Source organism: Roseomonas marmotae (assembly GCF_017654485.1).
GTDB classification, from domain to species: Bacteria; Pseudomonadota; Alphaproteobacteria; order Acetobacterales; family Acetobacteraceae; genus Pseudoroseomonas; species Pseudoroseomonas marmotae.
The window spans coordinates 1,418,865-1,434,455 of sequence record NZ_CP061091.1 but is presented as its reverse complement, the minus strand read 5'-3'; the positions used below and the strand labels follow the sequence as shown (position 1 = coordinate 1,434,455).

Sequence of the window (15,591 nt, the reverse complement as noted above, 5' to 3'; positions counted from 1 at the left end):
AGGGTTTGTGCCGCCGTAAAGGAGGACACCTCGATGGCGAATGTGCGCTACCAGATTCCCGCTGTTTCGGGCGTGCTGACCGGCACCAATGGCGCCGATACCTATCAGGGCACCGCGAATTTCGACGTCGGGCAGTTCGATGCCGGGCGTCGCAGCGCGATCGTCCTGAATGATGGCGAAGGCCCCATCAGCGTCGCCAGCGCCGCCGGCCTCGACATCGTCAACAGCGTCGAGACGCTGCTCTTCGTCGATGGGCGCGAGGTCTATAACCCCGAGGATCACGCCGCCCAGGTCGTGCGCCTCTATGAGGCGACGCTGGACCGTGAAGCGGAACAGGGCGGGCTGAATACCTTCATCCAGATGCTGGATAACGGCGCCAGCCTCTCCGACGTCGCCTCGGCCATGATTAACAGCGACGAGTTCAACAGCAAGTTCGGCGCCGGCCTGAACAACACGCAGTTCGTCGAGGCGCTGTATCAGAACATGCGCGGTGCCGCCGCCTCCCCCGCCGAGATCGCCGGCTGGACCGTGATGATCGACAATGGCGACATGTCACGCGCCGACGTGGCCGTGCAGTTCGCCGAATCCGCCGAGAACCGCGGGAACACCGCCAGCATCGTGGCCGACGGCATCTGGGACCGCGATGAAGGCGCGATCTCCATCGCCAACCTCTATGATACCGCCTTCGACCGCCTGCCGGATCTCGGCGGCTTCTCCGCCTGGGTGTCCCTGGTGAATGGCCAGGACTTCACCATGAAGGCGGTGGCCGACTCCTTCTACAACAGTGACGAGGCGGCCTCGCTGCGCGCGCTCAGCGACGCTGATTTCGTCAATGCCGTCTATAACAATGCGCTGGAACGCGATGCCGAGGCCGATGGTCTGGCCAACTGGGTGTCGCACCTGAATGACGGCATGTCGCGCGCCGAGGTGATGCTCGCCATCTCCGACAGCGCCGAGCATCAGCAGATCACCGCTGACGTGTTCCAGAGCGATAATCCGCTGAGCTACGGCGTCAGCCTGATCGGCTGAACGGGGCGCGCCGCAACTGCGAAGGGGGCCTCTCGGCCCCCTTTGTCATTCCTGGTCCACGTAGGGGTTGCTTGTGCCCCGCAGCTGCAGCCGGATCGGCACCCCCGGCATGTCGAAGGCCTCGCGGAAGCTGTTCACCAGGTAGCGGCGGTAATCCTCCGGCAGGTCCTCGGCACGGGGGCCGAAGATCACGATCGTCGGCGGCCGTGCCTTGGGCATGGTGGCGTAGCGCAGCTTGATGCGCCGGCCATCGGCCAGCGGCGGCTGGTGGCGGGACAGGGCGCCCTCGAACCAGCGATTCAGCTCTCCGGTGGGAACGCGCTTGTTCCAGCGCTCCATGGTCTCGCGCACCGCCGGCATCAGCTTATCGACGCCCCGGCCCGTCGCGGCGGACATCGCCACCACGGTGATGCCCTTCAACTGCGCCAGCGAGGTCTGCAGCGTGTCCTCGATGCCCTGCCTGGCGGCAGCGCGGTCTTCCACCGCATCCCACTTGTTCAGCGCGATCACCACCGCGCGGCCCTCGCGCTCCGCCAGCCGGGCGATGCGGAGGTCCTGCTCGTCCAGCCCCAGCAGGGCGTCGAGCACCAGCACCGCCACCTCGGCCTCCTTCAGCGCATTGATGGTGGCGCCGACGGACATCTGCTCCAGGCCCTCGACGATGCGGGCCTTCTTGCGCATGCCGGCCGTGTCCACGATCCGCACGCGGCCCACCGCGTCGCTGAACTCGCTGGTCACGGCATCCCGGGTCAGGCCGGGCTCGGGGCCGGTGATCATACGCTCCTCGCCCAGCAGGGCGTTCAGCAGCGTGGACTTACCGGCATTGGGGCGGCCGACCACGGCCATCCGCAGGGGCCGGTCCTTGCCGTCCTCCTCCTCGTCCTCCGCTTCTTCCGGCAGCATGGCGGCAATGGTGGAATGGAGGTCGGAGATGCCCTCGCCATGCTCGGCGGAGATGGCCACGGGGTCGCCGAAGCCCAGTTCATAGGCTTCCAGCGCGGCCATGCCGCCGCCACGGCCCTCGGTCTTGTTGGCCAGGACCAGCACCGGCACCTTCTGCCGGCGCAGCCAGGTGGCGAAGGCGCGGTCCGAGGCCGTCAGGCCGGTCCGGGCATCGACCACGAAGAGGATGAGGTCCGCCTGGCGGATCGCCGCCTCGGAGGAGGCGCGCATGCGGCCGGCGACGGTGTCGGGAGGCGCTTCCTCCAGCCCCGCGGTATCCAGCAGCATGACATCGCGGCCACCGATCCGCGCCTCGTATTCCTTACGGTCACGAGTGACGCCGGGGGTGTTGTCCACGATGGCGAGCTTACGCCCCACCAAACGGTTGAACAGCGTGGACTTGCCCACATTGGGGCGGCCGATGATGGCGATACGAGGCAGCATGCCCGCGCTTTACATCGGAACGGCAGGCGGGGAAATCACAGAGATGGCATGGCGGTCATGGCGAAGGGGCGCCCGGGCCCCTTCGCCACCCTTTCAGGCCCCCCGGTAGGCGACCAGACTGGCGTTGTCGCACAGTGCGACCAGCGTGCCGGAGGCCACCAGCCACGGCAGGGTGCTGCCCGCCGGCAGCCGCAGCCGGCCGGCGACGGCGCCGGAGGAAGGATCGATCTGAAGCATCTCCCCCTTGCTGGAGGGCAGCAGGATACGCTCCCCCGCGAGCAGCGGCGGGCCGAAGATGGCGGGGTCTTCCTTCTTGTCCCCGGGCGCCGCGTTCAGTTCGGTCAGCCAGCGGATGCGGCCATCCTCCCGCCCGATGGCGATCAGGTTGCCGGTGCCGCCGATGATGAAGACCCAGTCGCCCACAACCAGCGGCGTCTCGGTGCCGCCGATCTCGCGCTCCCACAGCCGGCGGCCGGAACGCAGGTCGAGGGCCATGGAAAGCCCGCCCATGCCGCTGGCATAGACGCGCCCGCGGTCGATCACCGGCAGGCCGCGGATGCCGGAGATATCGCCCAGACCGCCACGGCCGGCGGCCAGGCTCTCGGTCCAGTGCACCCGGCCATCCTCGGGCCGCAGCGCCACCAGCTCGCCCGAGGCGAAGCCGGCCACGACGAAATCCTCGGACACCGCAGGCGTGGGCAGGCCCAGCGGCAGGGCCGGCACGTTCTGGGCGCGGTAGTTCCAGAGCTCCTTGCCGTCCTCGGTCGAATAGGCGGTCAGGTAGTTGTTCAGCGTCGGGATGAAGATACGCCCATTCGCCACGGCGGGCGCGCCGCGTGCCGGCGCGGGGAGCCGGATGCGCCAGCGCGGCTGGCCGGTGGCGGGGTCCAGCGCCAGCAGCTCCGCCATGCCGGAGGCGACATAGAGCGTGCCCGAATCATAGGCGCAGCCGCCGCCGACGGCGCCCACATCATCCTTCTTGGGGCGCGTGTCGAAGCGCCAGCGGCGCCCGCCGCCCCCGAGGTCATAGGCCGAGACGACGCCAAAGGCATCGGCGGCATAGACCGTGCCCTCCGCCACCACCGGGCCGGCGGTGATGCGGCGGCGGTAGCCGCTGCCATCGCCCACGGAGGCCCGCCAGGCCTCGCGCAGCGAGCCCGGCAGCGCCAGATGGCCGGGGTCATGGCCGATATTGCCGCCCGGCACGGGCCAGTCGGCCCGCGTCTCGGCCGGCGGTAGCTGCATCGGCTCGGCAGCCAGGGCCGTGTCGGCCTCCAGGTTCCGGCGCGGCTGCAGCACCGCGCGGCGCTCGCCCAGCAGCGGCTTCTTCCGCTCACCGAAGATATCGTCCAGCGTATCGCAGCCAGCGACCAGACCGGCCGCGCCCAATAGCGCCATGCGGCGCGTCCAGACCGTTCCGTTCCGCATCGGCGTCAGCCCCCCAATTCCGCGGCCACCCGGCCAGCCCGCTCCCGCACCCCCTGGGGGGCGGTCACGTCATTGGCCAGGGCTTCCAGATTCTTCTTCGCCTCGGCCGGCTGGCCACGGCGGACCGCCACCAGCGCCTGCAATTCACGGGCGGAGGCGCCCCAGGCGCCCCCCACCAGCGGCGCCAGCCGCGAATCCAGCGCCGCCGGGTCATGGCTGTCCAGCCCATGCAGCGCCCACATCAGGCTGGCGAGGTCGCGGTAGAGCTTCGGCACGCTGCTGTCGCCCGCCACCTGGTCCCAGATGGCCAGGGCGGCATCGCGCTCGCCCGTCTCAGCCTTCAGCGCGGCCGCGCGCAGGCGGGACAGCATGCGATAGCCTTCCGGCGCGTCCTGGGCGATGGCGGCGAAGCGCTCGCCTTCCGCCTTGAGATCAGCGCCCGCCGCCTCGGTGGCACGGCTCACCTCCAGATAGGTCAGCGCGGCCTTCCCGGCCTGCTGCTGCTCATACCAACGCCAGCCCTGCCAGCCGCCGATACCGGCCACCGCCAGCAGCGCCACGCCGGTCAGGATGCCGCCGTAACGCAACCAGATCCTACGTGCCTGTTCGGCCCGCAGGTCTTCTTTCACCTCGTCGAAGATATCCGGCAATTCCGGTCCCCACAGCAGCGGCGGGAGCGTGGATCACCCCCAGGGATAGCAGGGCGGACCATAGCGGCCCGCGCCCGGAGCGTTAAGGGCGGAGCCGTCAGCCCCGCGCGAGCCCGGTGTCGAAGCGCACCGTGCGGCCCGTCGGGGCGCCCAGGACCTCATCCTCCCGCATGGCCAGCTGGCCGCGGATGATGGTCATCACCGGCCAGCCCGTGCAGGTCTGGCCCGCGAAGGGCGTCCAGCCGCAGGGAGAGGCGATCCAGCTATCCTCGATGGTACGGCTGCGCTTCAGGTCGACGATGGTGAAATCGGCGTCATAGCCGGCAGCCAGGCGGCCCTTGGCCACGGCGCCATAGACGCGGGCGGGGCCTGCGGCCATCAGGTCCACCATGCGGGTCAGGCTCAGGCGTCCGGCGTTCACATGGTCCAGCATGATCGGCACCAGGGTCTGCACGCCGGTCAGGCCGGCGGCGGTCGCCGGCCAAGGGCGCTCCTTCGCCGCGCGGGAATGAGGCGCGTGGTCGGAGCCGATGCAGTCCACCGTGCCATCCGCCACCGCCGCCCAGGCCGCCTTCATGTGCCGCTCGTCACGGATGGGCGGGTTCATGACGGCATAGCCGCCAAGGCGCTCATAGGCCTCGTCGGTCTGGGAGAGGTGGTTCACCAGCACCTCGACCGTCGCGACGTCGCGGAAGTCGCGCAGGTATTCCAGTTCCTCGGCGGTCGAGACATGCAGGATATGCGCGCCACGGCCGGTCTCGCGGGCCAGGGCCATCAGGCGGCGGGTGCCCAGGAAAGCGCATTCCACGTCGCGCCATTCGGCATGCAGCCGGTGCGGACCGCCATCAGCGAAAAGGGGCTTGCGCTCCTGCAGCCGGTACTCGTCCTCGGAGTGGTAGCAGATGCGCCGGCGGCCGGAGCGCATCACGCGTTCCAGCGTCGCGTCATCCTCCACCAGCAGGTCGCCGGTGCTGCTGCCCGCGAAAACCTTGATGGCGCAGACATCCGGCTGCAGCTCCAGCGCCGCCAGCTCCGGGATGTTGGACTTGCCGGCACCCACATAGAAGCCGATGTCGCACCAGGCCTTGCCCTCGACATAGGCCCGCTTCTCCTCCAGCGCCGCCTGGCTGGTGATGGAGGGGGTGGTGTTAGGCATGTCGAAGACCGCCGTGATGCCGCCGAGGATGGCGGCCTTCGTGCCGGTCGGGATGGTCTCCACCGCCGGGTCGCCGGGGTCGCGCAGATGCACATGCGGGTCGATCAGCCCGGGCAGCACATGCAGTCCCTGGCAGTCGATCTCCTGCGCCGCGCTGGCGGCACGCAGGTCACCGATGGCGGCGATGCGGCCGGCGCGCACGCCGACATCCGCATCCTCCTCGCCCCATGGCAGCACGCAGCGCCCACCGCGTAGGATAAGGTCGAAGCTGGTCATGCGCGGGCGCCTCCGTGACTATCGGTTCATCCAGGGCTTTAAGCCATCAGCCCTGGCCGAGATAGGCCAGGACATCACCTTCCGGCCGCCGCCCCTCGATATGGCGGCGGTGCCAGAGGGCGTAGAACAGCAGGTGCCAGGCGGCGAAACCCTCCCGCTTGCCGGCGGCGGCGCGGAAGAGGGCCACCACCTTCTCCGGCCGCGCCACCTCGGCCACGCCGGCCTGGGCGGCCACCAGCGGCCCCAGCTTCTCGGCGGCATCGGCGATCCAGGCGCCGACCGGCACGGTGAAGCCCTGCTTCGGGCGGAAGGGCTCGGCGGCCGGGAAGTTCTGCGCCAGCCATTGCCGCAGCAGCAGCTTGCCCATGCCCTTCCTTACCTTCAGCGCATCCGGGAGGCGGAAGCAGGCCTCGGCCACGGCGCTGTCGAGGAAGGGCGTGCGCCCTTCCACCCCATGCGCCATCAGGCAGCGGTCCAGCTTGATCAGCAGGTCGTTGGGCAGCCAGTCCGCCACATCCAGCGCCTGAGCCGCCATCAGCCGGGTGCGGCCCGGCAGGGCGGTGGCGGCCTCGGCGGCGATCATGCCGTCCCGCCAGCCGGTGGGGTCCTGGCGCAGCACGTCGCGCCCGCCGGGCAGGCGGTCGAAGGTGCCGTGGCTGCGCGGCGCCTTGCCGCCCAGCCACCACGGGCGCATAGCCGCGCGGTAGCGGCCATAGCCGCCCAGCATCTCGTCCCCGCCCTCACCCGAGAGCACCACCTTCACATCCTCCCGCGCCCGGCGGGCGAGGAACCAGGTGGGGATGATGGCGTAGTCGGCCGCCGGGTCGTCCATGGCGGCCACGATTTCCGGCAGGTGCCGCCAGACCTCCTGCCGCGTGACGGTGATGGTCTCGTGCTTCGCGCCGGCCGCGCGGGCCATGGTGGCGGCATGCGCCCGCTCATCCGCGGCACCCGGCACGTCGAAGCCGGCGGTGAAGGCCAGCACAGGCTGCTCGTTCAGGCGCGACATCATGGCCAGCACCGCCGCGCTGTCCGTGCCGCCGGACAGGAACATGCCATAGGGCACGTCGCTGCGCTGATGCAGCTCCACGCTGTCGCGGAAGGCGGTCTCGAAGCGGCGCAGCGCCTCGGCCTCTGTGATGTTCAGCGGCCCGCCTTCCGGCAGGGCCTCCCGCCGGCGGCGCTCCAGCACCCGGCCATCGCCGATCGCCACCGTCTCGCCCGGCAGCAGGCGGGTGATGCCCTCGAAGATCGTCTCGGCGCCGGTGGTGAACTGCATCTGCAGCAGCTCCGACCGTGCCTCGGCCCGCACGCGCGGCGTCACCAGCCCGGCCGCGATCAGCGCCTGCGCCTCGGAGGCGAAGGCCATGCCCCCCGGCACCTCGGCCAGATACATCGGCTTGATGCCGAAGGGATCGCGGCTCAGCACCACATGGCGGGAGACGCGGTCGTGGATGGCGATCGCATACATCCCGCGCAGCTTCTCGGCGAAGCCCAGCCCGGCGCGGCGGAAGAGATGCAGCGGCGGCTCGCAGTCGCTGCCGGTGGCGCAGGAGAGCGCGTTATCCGTCCGCAGCTCGCGATAATTGTAGATCTCGCCATTGGCCACCAGCGAGGCCGGCCCGGCGAAGAGCGGCTGGTCGCCGGTATCGAGGTCGATGATGGCGAGCCGCGTATGCGCCAGCGCGACGGGGCCGGCGACATGATGCCCCGCCCCATCCGGGCCGCGATGCGCCAATGCACCGGTCAGGCGCTGCAACAACGCCGCATCGGGAACCTGCCCCTGCCGCAGGACAAGGCCGGCAATACCGCACATGGCCCTTCAGCCCCCCTTCCTGCCCGGTGTCGCGGCCACGCGCGTCAGCGTCTCGCGCCAGCGGGCCAGCACGGGCTCTTCGGCATATTCCGCCTCCCACCGCGCACGCCCGGCGGCGCCCAGCATGGCGGCGCGCGCGGGGTCGGCCAGCAGCCCGCGGATGGAGCTGGCCAGCGGCTCCGGCGCCTCGGGCGGCACCAGCAGGCCGGTGCGGCCATCCTCGATCAGCTCGGAAGGCCCCTGGGCGGCCAGGGCCACCACCGGCTTGCCCGCGCTCCAGGCTTCCAGCACCACATTGCCCAGCGGCTCGTGACGGGAGGAGCAGACGAAGATGTCGCAAGCCGCCAGCAGCGCCCCGGCATCCTGCCGCCAGCCCAGGAAGTGTACGCGCGGGGCCACGCCCAGTTCCTGTGCCAGCTTCTGCAATGCCGCCTTCTCCGGTCCATCGCCGCCGATCGCCAGCTCGGCGCCGGGCAGCAGGGCCAGGGCGCGCAGCAGGATATCGAAGCCCTTGTTGCTGTGCAGCCGCCCGAGCGCCAGCAGCTTCGGCGCCCCCTCCGTCGACGGCAGCTCCGCCGGCAGCAGCCCGGAGAAATTCTCGGCGAAGTTCGGCAGGTAATGGGCGCGCTCGGCGGGCCAGCCCTTCTCCACCATCCAGCGCACGAGGTCGCGGGTATTGCCGACCAGATGGTCGCAGCGCCGGTAGTATTTGAGGTCGTAATAGCCGCCGAGCCGCCCCAGCAGCGTCCAGTCGCCACTGGGCGTATGCCGGGCGGCGCGGTTCATCCAGGCAATGGCCACCTGCGGCCGGTGGTGGCGCAGCAGCAGCGAGAGGCGCGGCCGCGTCAGCACGTCCAGCGGCCCGCCGAAGCCCAGCTGCACCGGCACCAGTCCCTGCACCGCCAGCCGCGCGGCGCGGGCGGGGTCGCGGCGGATCACCGGCAGTACGTCCTCGCCCGCCTTATGCAGGCCGATGGTCAGGCGTTCGTAGAAGCCCTCGGCCCCGCCGGTCTTCGCCCCGGCCATGATCTGCGCGATTCTCATGCCGCGTCACCCGCCAGCAGGGCGCGCGCGGCGGCCAGGGCATCCTCCACCGGCAGGTCCTCCATCGGCGCGGCGCCGGGCGTGCCGCGCGCCAGCACGGCGCGGGCGGCACGCCCCACCGGCGCGTATTCGCTGGCGGGCGTCGGGCCGAAGAGGCCCAGGGTCGGCGTGCCCGCCGCGGCGGCAAGATGCATCAGCCCGGAATCATTGCCGACGAACAGGGCGCAGCGCGTCAGCGCCGCCGCCACCGCAGGCAGGTCCAGCTTGCCGACGAGATCGACGGCCTCGGGCAGCGCCGCCAGCACCGGGGCTGCCATGGCGGCCTCCTCCTGTCCCGGCCCACCCAGGACCACCGCCCGCGCCCCGGGCAACGGCCCGTCGGGGGCGGAAAGCGCCCGGAACAGTTCCACGAAGCGCTCCGCCGGCCAGACCTTGCCGGCCCAGTTCGCGCTGGGGCCGAGGGCGATCAGCGGCCTGCCATCCTCCCCCAGCAGGCGCCGCGCCCGCTGCATGTCCTCCGGCCCGAACCAGGCGACCGGCCTGGGTGCCGGCACCAGCCCCAGCGTGCCGGCGATATGCAGCAGCCGGTGGCCGGGGCGGCGGCCACCCTGCATCACCGCGCGGCGGCGCGCCGGCACCAGCCAGGCCAGGGCCGATCCGCGCAGGTCCACCACCAGATCCCAGCGCATCCGCGCGACCTTGGCCCAGAGCCCCAGCCAATGGGCGGAAAAACGCTGCTTGACCAGCACGATGGTCTCGTCCCGATTGGGCATGCGGGTGAAGACGCCCTCGGCCACGGGGCCGCAGGCCACCGTCACCCGCGCGTCGGGGTGGGTCCGCAGCAGATGGTCCAGCAGGCCGGTCGAAAGTACCGCATCGCCGATCCGGGTCGAGGTGATGAAAAGAATCCGCATGGTCGCGGGCGCCTTAGCACGACTTCGGCCCAGGCGCAGCGTGAAGCCGCTTGCGCCACCGCCTCTCCACGCCAAATCTGGCCTATGCCCCAGACATCCCTTCCCCATCGCGCCGTCATCGCCCTGGATGGCGAGGACCGCGTGACCTTCCTGCAAGGCCTTGTGTCCAACGACGTTGCCCAGGCGGCGCCGGGACGCGCGGTCTGGGCCGCGCTGCTGACGCCCCAGGGGAAATGGCTGGCTGATTTCTTCATCTTCGCCGGGGATGGCCGCCTGCTGCTGGATGTCGAAGCCGGGCAGGCGGAGATGCTGGTCCAGCGTCTCTCCCGCTTCCGGCTGCGCTCGAAGGTGACGCTCGCCCTGGCGCCGGAGCTTTCCGTTCATGCCGGCTGGGGCGGCGCCCCGCTGCCGGAGGGCTTCGCCGCGCCGGATCCAAGGCACCCGGAGGCCGGCTGGCGCGCCCTGCTGGCCGAGCCCCTGCCCGCCGATGCCACGCCGGAGGATTACGACCGCCACCGCCTCTCCCTCGGCCTGCCGGATGGCGCGCGGGACCTGGAGAGCGAGAAATCGGTGCTGCTGGAAGCTGGCTTCGACGAGCTGGACGGCATCTCCTGGAGCAAGGGCTGCTACATGGGCCAGGAACTGACGGCCCGTACCAAGTACCGCGGCCTGCTGAAGAAGCGGCTCTTCCCGGTGGCCGTGGAGGGCCCCTTGCCGCCGCGCGGGACGCCCGTGCTGCGGGAGGACGGGGCGGAACTGGGCGAGATGCGCTCCGGCCGCGATGGGCTGGGCCTGGCGCTGCTGCGCCTGCCGGTGGAACCCGGGCAGGCGCTGCGCTGTGGCGAGGCGCTGCTGCGCCCCAGCCTGCCGGACTGGATGAGCCAGCCCGGCCGCTGAATCCTGGCCGGGCCGCTTACGCGGTCCGGTCCACCCCGCCGGCCAGCGCCGCCTGCGCCGCCGCCAGCCGCGCCACCGGCACGCGGTAGGGCGAGCAGGAGACGTAATCCAGCCCGACGCTCTCGCAGAACTGGATGGAGGCGGGGTCGCCGCCATGCTCGCCGCAGATGCCGAGCTTGAGGTCGGGCTTGACCCGCCGTCCCTTCTCCTTGGCGATCCTCACCAGCGCGCCGACGCCATCGACATCGAGCGAGACGAAGGGATCCTTCGGCAGGATGCCCTTGTCCACGTAATAAGGCAGGAACTTGCCGGCATCGTCGCGGGAGAGGCCGAAAGTCGTCTGCGTCAGGTCGTTGGTGCCGAAGCTGAAGAAATCGGCCACCTCGGCGATGCTGTCCGCCGTCAGGCAGGCGCGCGGCAACTCGATCATGGTGCCGACGAAGTATTCGATGGCCTGCCCGGTCTCCGCGAAGACCTCCTTCGCCACCTTGTCCACCTGGGCGCGGGTCAGCTCCAGCTCCTTCTTGGCGGCGACCAGCGGGATCATAATCTCCGGCACAGGGGCCTTGCCGGTCTCCTTCGCCACCGCCACGGCGGCCTCGAAGATGGCGCGGGCCTGCATCTCGTAGATCTCGGGATAGGTCACGCCCAGGCGGCAGCCGCGATGGCCGAGCATGGGGTTGGCCTCCGACAGCTCGGCGGCGCGGCGGTGCATGGTGGCGAGGTCGGCACCCAGATGCTCCGCCACCTCCACCAGCTCCTCCTCCCGGTGCGGCAGGAATTCGTGCAGCGGCGGGTCCAGCAGGCGGATGGTGACCGGCAGGCCGGCCATGATGCGGAACAGCTCGCGGAAGTCGTCGCGCTGGAAGGGCAGCAGCTTCGCCAGGGCATCGCGGCGGCCGCCCTCGCTCTCGCTCATGATCATCTGCCGCACGGCGCCGATGCGCGCGGGGTCGAAGAACATATGCTCGGTGCGGCAGAGGCCGATGCCCTCGGCGCCGAATTTGCGGGCCGTATCGGCATCCAGCGGCGTCTCGGCATTGGCGCGGATATGCAGGCGGCGCACCTTGTCCGCCCAGCCCATCAGCGTCTCGAAATCGCCGGAAAGCTTCGGCTCGACCATCGCCACGGAGCCGAGGAAGATCTCACCCGTCGCGCCATCCAGGGTAATGACGTCGCCGCCGCTCACCAGCTGCCCGCCGGCCGAGAGCTGCTGGCTGTGATAATCCACCAGCACGCCGCCGGCGCCGGCCACGCAGGGACGGCCCATGCCACGCGCCACCACCGCCGCGTGGCTGGTCATGCCGCCGCGGGTGGTCAGGATGCCCTTGGCGGCATGCATGCCGTGGATATCCTCGGGGCTGGTCTCGATGCGGACCAGGATCACGCTCTCGCCCTTGGCGGCGCGCGCCTCGGCCTCATCGGCCGAGAAGACCACCACGCCGCAGGCCGCGCCCGGGGAGGCCGGCAGGCCCTTGGCGAGCAGCCGGCGCGTCGCCTTCGGGTCCAGCGTCGGGTGCAGAAGCTGGTCCAGCGAGGCCGGCGCCACGCGGCGGACCGCCTCCGCCTCGTCGATCAGCCCTTCATGCGCCATGTCCACGGCGATCTTCAGGCTGGCGGCGGCGGTGCGCTTCCCGTTGCGGGTCTGCAGCATGTACAGCTTGTTCTGCTGCACCGTGAACTCGATGTCCTGCATGTCCGCGTAGTGCTTCTCAAGCCGCTCGCGGACCTGCACCAGCTCGGCATAGGCGGCGGGCATGGCCTCTTCCATGCTGCGCTCGCCCGGCTTGGCGCGGGCCTTGGACATGGGCTGCGGCGTGCGGATGCCGGCCACGACATCCTCGCCCTGCGCGTTGATCAGGTATTCACCGTAGAAGATGTTCTCGCCGGTCGAGGGGTCACGGGTGAAGCAGACGCCGGTGGCGCAGTCCTCGCCCATATTGCCGAAGACCATGGCCTGGACGTTCACCGCCGTGCCCCATTCGGCCGGGATGTCGTGCAGGCGGCGGTAGGTGATGGCGCGCTGGTTCATCCAGGAGCCGAAAACCGCGCCCACCGCGCCCCAGAGCTGGGCCTGCGGGTCCTGCGGGAAGGGCTCGCCCAGGACCTGTTGCACCATCTCCTTGTATTCGGCGACGACGCGCTGCCAGTCCTCGGCCGTCAGCGCGGTGTCCTCGGAGACGCCCTTGGCGAGCTTGGCCTCCTCGATGATCTCCTCGAAACGGTGATGGTCGACCCCGAGGACGACCGAACCGTACATCTGGATGAAACGGCGGTAGCTGTCCCAGGCGAAGCGCGGATCGCCTGAGGCCCTGGAGAGCCCCTCCACCGTGCGGTCGTTCAGGCCGAGGTTCAGCACGGTATCCATCATGCCGGGCATGGAGACCCGGGCGCCGGAGCGGACGGAGACCAGCAGCGGCCTGGCCTCATCGCCGAACTTCAGGCCGACCGCCTCTTCGATGCGCGCCAGCGCCTCGGCCACCTGGGCCGTCAGCTCGGCCGGATACTGCTTCCCGTGCTCGTAGTAGTAAGTGCAGACCTCCGTGGTGATGGTGAAGCCTGGTGGCACCGGCAGGCCGATGGACGCCATCTCCGCCAGATTGGCACCCTTGCCACCCAGCAGGTTGCGCATCTCGGCCTTGCCGTCATTGCGGCCGGCGCCGAAGCCATACACCCACTTCTGCATCTGCTGTTCCTCTAGCTCTCGATCTTGGAAAGGTCAGCCACCTGGTCGGTCAGGGCCCTGAGACGCGCCAGCAGGCCCAGCCGGTTGCGGCGCAGCGCCGCGTCGGAATCATTGACCACGACCTTGTCAAAGAATGCGTCAACCGGATGGCGGAGCCGGGAGAGCGCCGTCATCGCCCCTGCGAAATCCTCCGCGGAAAGGGAGGCGGCCACGGCGGGCGCGGCCTCGTCCAGCGCGGCGGAAAGCGCCTGCTCCTCCTCCGCCCGCAGCAGAGCGGGGTCGGTGGAGGGGGTATGCGGGCCGTCCTTCTTGTCCTCGATCCGCAGGATATTGGCGGCGCGGCGGGAAGCCGTCAGCAGGTTGGCACCGTCCTCGCCTTCCAGGAAGAGGCGCAGCGCCTCGGTCCGGGCCAGCAGCCGCACAAGGTCGGCATCGGTGCCGGCGCCGAGCGTCGCGGCCAGCACGTCATGGCGCTGGCCCTCGGCACGCAACTGCACGCGCAGGCGCTCGGCCAGGAAGTCGATCAGCCCGGCGGCGAAGGCGGCGACCATCGGCGGATGGGCGGATTTCGGGTCCGGCTGCCAGCCGGCGTTCAGCTTCTCGCTGGCCACGGCCATGCCGAACTCCGGCTCGGCGGTGGTACCGACAGCCTGGGGATAGCCGAAGAAAGCCTCGGCCAGCACATCGGCCAGGTCCAGCCGCAGGTCGTTCTCGCGGATGATGCGGATGACGCCGAGCGCCGCGCGGCGCAGCGCATAGGGGTCGCCGGAGCCCGTCGGGCGCTCATCGGCCGCGAAGAAGCCGGCCAGCTGGTCCAACTTGTCGGCCAGGGCCACGGCGATGGCCACGGGGTCGGTCGGCACGGAATCGCCGGGGCCCATCGGGCGGTAATGGGCGGCGATGGCCTCGGCCACGCGCGCATCCTCGCCGTTATGCAGGGCGTAGTAGCGGCCGATGATGCCCTGAAGCTCGGGGAACTCGCCCACCAGCCCGGTGGCGAGGTCGGCCTTGGCCAGCCTGGCGGCGCGGGCCGCCAGGGCGGGGTCGGCGCCCAGCTTCGGCGCCAGGAAACGCGCCAGCTTCTCCAGCCGTTCCACCCGCTGGCCCTGGGTGCCGAGCTTGGCGTGGAAGACCACGGAGGCCAGCTTCGGCAGGAAACTCTCCAGCGTCTGCTTGCGGTCCTGGTCCCAGAAGAAGCGGGCGTCGGAGAGGCGGGCACGCAGCACGCGCTCATTGCCGGCGATGATCGCGCGGCCGCCATCCGTGGCCTCGATATTGGCGGCCAGGGCGAAGAAGGGCGCGGCCGAGCCGTCCGGGTTGCGAAGGGCGAAATATCGCTGGTTGACGCGCATGGTGGTGCGCATCAGCTCGGGCGGCAGGTCCATGAAGGCGTCGTCGATGCGGCCGAGCAGCGGAACGGGCCATTCGACCAGCCCCGCCACCTCCGCCAGCAGCCCTTCATCCGGCACCACCTCGACCCCCTTCGCCGCGGCCAGGGCCGCGATACCGTCACGCACAAGCCTGGCGCGCTCCGTGGGGTCGATAACAACATGCCGCGCCGCCAGTTGCGCGGCGTAGTCGGAAAAATTGTGCACCGCAAAAGCGCCTGGCGACATCAGCCGGTGGCCCTCGGTCAGCGTGTCGCTGAAGAGGCCATGGCCGTCATCCTCCCCCTGCACCAGGGAGAAGGGCACCACCGCACCCTCGAAGACGCAGAGGATGCGCTTCAGCGGCCGCACCCAGACGAAGCTGCTGGTGCCGCCCCAGCGCATCGACTTGGGCCAGGGAAAGCGGCGCAGGATCTCCGGCACGTGCCGGGCGAGCAGCACGCTGGTCGGCGTCGGGGGCCGGCGCAGGGTCGCGAAGATCTTGGCGCCCTTCTTCTCCTTGCGGATGGAGAGGGTGATCTCGCCGGACTGCCAGGTCTGGCCCTCGCCCGTGATGGCGAAGACCTCGCCGCGCCTCCGCAGCTCCGGGATCTGCGTCTCGGAGAGGCCAAGCTTTCCCAGGAAGCCGCCCAGGGCCCTCTCGGGCGCGTCCGGCGCCGGTCCGGCGATCTCCTCCTCCACCGGCGCGGTCGCCTCCGGCAGCTCCGCCACCAGGGTCAGGCGCCGGGGGCCGTAGAAGGTCCGCAGGTTCCGCGCCTCCAGGCCCGCGCCCTTCAGCGCATCCCCCAGCAGCCGCGCCAGGTCGTCGGCGGCGCGCGCCTGCATGCGGGCCGGGATTTCCTCGGAGAAGAGTTCGAGCAGGAGTTCGGGCATCGGGGGCGCCTAAGGTGCGGTCGGTGAAATCAGGTCGCGGCGGGGGCG

At 70.6% G+C, this 15,591-nt stretch carries 11 protein-coding genes; 2 read left to right on the top strand and 9 right to left on the bottom strand.

The features are described from left to right. The first annotated feature begins 33 nt into the window (after nt 1–33). A complete protein-coding gene (locus IAI58_RS06785; protein ID WP_207448109.1) occupies nt 34–1,029 on the top strand; it encodes a DUF4214 domain-containing protein in 996 nt (331 codons plus the stop codon). Between the two features lie 45 nt (nt 1,030–1,074). On the opposite strand, the gene der is transcribed toward IAI58_RS06785, so the two are convergent. From der to IAI58_RS06750, 7 genes are all read right to left on the bottom strand, one after another. Beyond that, nucleotides 1,075–2,415, bottom strand: coding sequence for a ribosome biogenesis GTPase Der (gene der / locus IAI58_RS06780; protein ID WP_207448108.1), 1,341 nt, complete (start codon nt 2,413–2,415; stop codon nt 1,075–1,077). Between the two features lie 93 nt (nt 2,416–2,508). Further along, nucleotides 2,509–3,843: an outer membrane protein assembly factor BamB family protein gene (locus IAI58_RS06775; RefSeq protein ID WP_207448106.1), complete on the bottom strand. Its 1,335-nt coding sequence runs from the start codon at nt 3,841–3,843 to the stop codon at nt 2,509–2,511. A 5-nt stretch (nt 3,844–3,848) separates the two neighbouring features. Further along, nucleotides 3,849–4,493, bottom strand: coding sequence for a tetratricopeptide repeat protein (locus IAI58_RS06770; protein WP_207448104.1), 645 nt, complete (start codon nt 4,491–4,493; stop codon nt 3,849–3,851). A 97-nt stretch (nt 4,494–4,590) separates the two neighbouring features. Continuing rightward, nucleotides 4,591–5,925, bottom strand: coding sequence for a dihydroorotase (locus tag IAI58_RS06765; RefSeq protein ID WP_207448102.1), 1,335 nt, complete (start codon nt 5,923–5,925; stop codon nt 4,591–4,593). A gap of 46 nt (nt 5,926–5,971) precedes the next feature. Then, nucleotides 5,972–7,741, bottom strand: coding sequence for an asparagine synthase (glutamine-hydrolyzing) (gene asnB / locus IAI58_RS06760; protein WP_207448100.1), 1,770 nt, complete (start codon nt 7,739–7,741; stop codon nt 5,972–5,974). Nucleotides 7,742–7,747: 6 nt separating this feature from the next. Next, nucleotides 7,748–8,785: a glycosyltransferase gene (locus IAI58_RS06755; protein WP_207448098.1), complete on the bottom strand. Its 1,038-nt coding sequence runs from the start codon at nt 8,783–8,785 to the stop codon at nt 7,748–7,750. Beyond that, on the bottom strand, nt 8,782–9,699 hold the full coding sequence (locus IAI58_RS06750; RefSeq protein ID WP_207448096.1) for a glycosyltransferase family 9 protein: 918 nt from the start codon (nt 9,697–9,699) through the stop codon (nt 8,782–8,784). The genes IAI58_RS06755 and IAI58_RS06750 overlap by 4 nt, the downstream gene beginning before the upstream one ends. 84 nt (nt 9,700–9,783) lie before the next feature. On the opposite strand from IAI58_RS06750, the gene ygfZ reads away from it, so the two are divergent. Beyond that, complete coding sequence (gene ygfZ / locus IAI58_RS06745; RefSeq protein ID WP_207448095.1) at nt 9,784–10,596, top strand: CAF17-like 4Fe-4S cluster assembly/insertion protein YgfZ; 813 nt, start codon at nt 9,784–9,786, stop codon at nt 10,594–10,596. A gap of 16 nt (nt 10,597–10,612) precedes the next feature. Here the strand turns inward: ygfZ and ppdK are convergent, their stop codons facing one another. Together ppdK and glyS are read right to left on the bottom strand one after the other, a co-directional pair. After that, the gene (ppdK, locus tag IAI58_RS06740; protein ID WP_207448094.1) at nt 10,613–13,282 is read right to left on the bottom strand and encodes a pyruvate, phosphate dikinase; all 2,670 of its coding nucleotides are present in this window, start codon (nt 13,280–13,282) and stop codon (nt 10,613–10,615) included. An 11-nt stretch (nt 13,283–13,293) separates the two neighbouring features. After that, the gene (gene glyS, locus IAI58_RS06735; protein WP_207448093.1) at nt 13,294–15,543 is read right to left on the bottom strand and encodes a glycine--tRNA ligase subunit beta; all 2,250 of its coding nucleotides are present in this window, start codon (nt 15,541–15,543) and stop codon (nt 13,294–13,296) included. Nucleotides 15,544–15,591: the final 48 nt, after the last annotated feature.

Bases quoted from the DNA above. Each gene is read 5' to 3' on its own strand.
- IAI58_RS06765 (WP_207448102.1), bottom strand. From the start codon at position 5,925: ATGACCAGCTTCGACCTTATCCTACGCGGTGGGCGCTGCGTGCTGCCA.
- ppdK (WP_207448094.1), bottom strand. From the start codon at position 13,282: ATGCAGAAGTGGGTGTATGGCTTCGGCGCCGGCCGCAATGACGGCAAG.
- IAI58_RS06785 (WP_207448109.1), top strand. From the start codon at position 34: ATGGCGAATGTGCGCTACCAGATTCCCGCTGTTTCGGGCGTGCTGACC.
- glyS (WP_207448093.1), bottom strand. From the start codon at position 15,543: ATGCCCGAACTCCTGCTCGAACTCTTCTCCGAGGAAATCCCGGCCCGC.
- der (WP_207448108.1), bottom strand. From the start codon at position 2,415: ATGCTGCCTCGTATCGCCATCATCGGCCGCCCCAATGTGGGCAAGTCC.
- IAI58_RS06750 (WP_207448096.1), bottom strand. From the start codon at position 9,699: ATGCGGATTCTTTTCATCACCTCGACCCGGATCGGCGATGCGGTACTT.
- IAI58_RS06755 (WP_207448098.1), bottom strand. From the start codon at position 8,785: ATGAGAATCGCGCAGATCATGGCCGGGGCGAAGACCGGCGGGGCCGAG.
- IAI58_RS06775 (WP_207448106.1), bottom strand. From the start codon at position 3,843: ATGCGGAACGGAACGGTCTGGACGCGCCGCATGGCGCTATTGGGCGCG.
- asnB (WP_207448100.1), bottom strand. From the start codon at position 7,741: ATGTGCGGTATTGCCGGCCTTGTCCTGCGGCAGGGGCAGGTTCCCGAT.
- ygfZ (WP_207448095.1), top strand. From the start codon at position 9,784: ATGCCCCAGACATCCCTTCCCCATCGCGCCGTCATCGCCCTGGATGGC.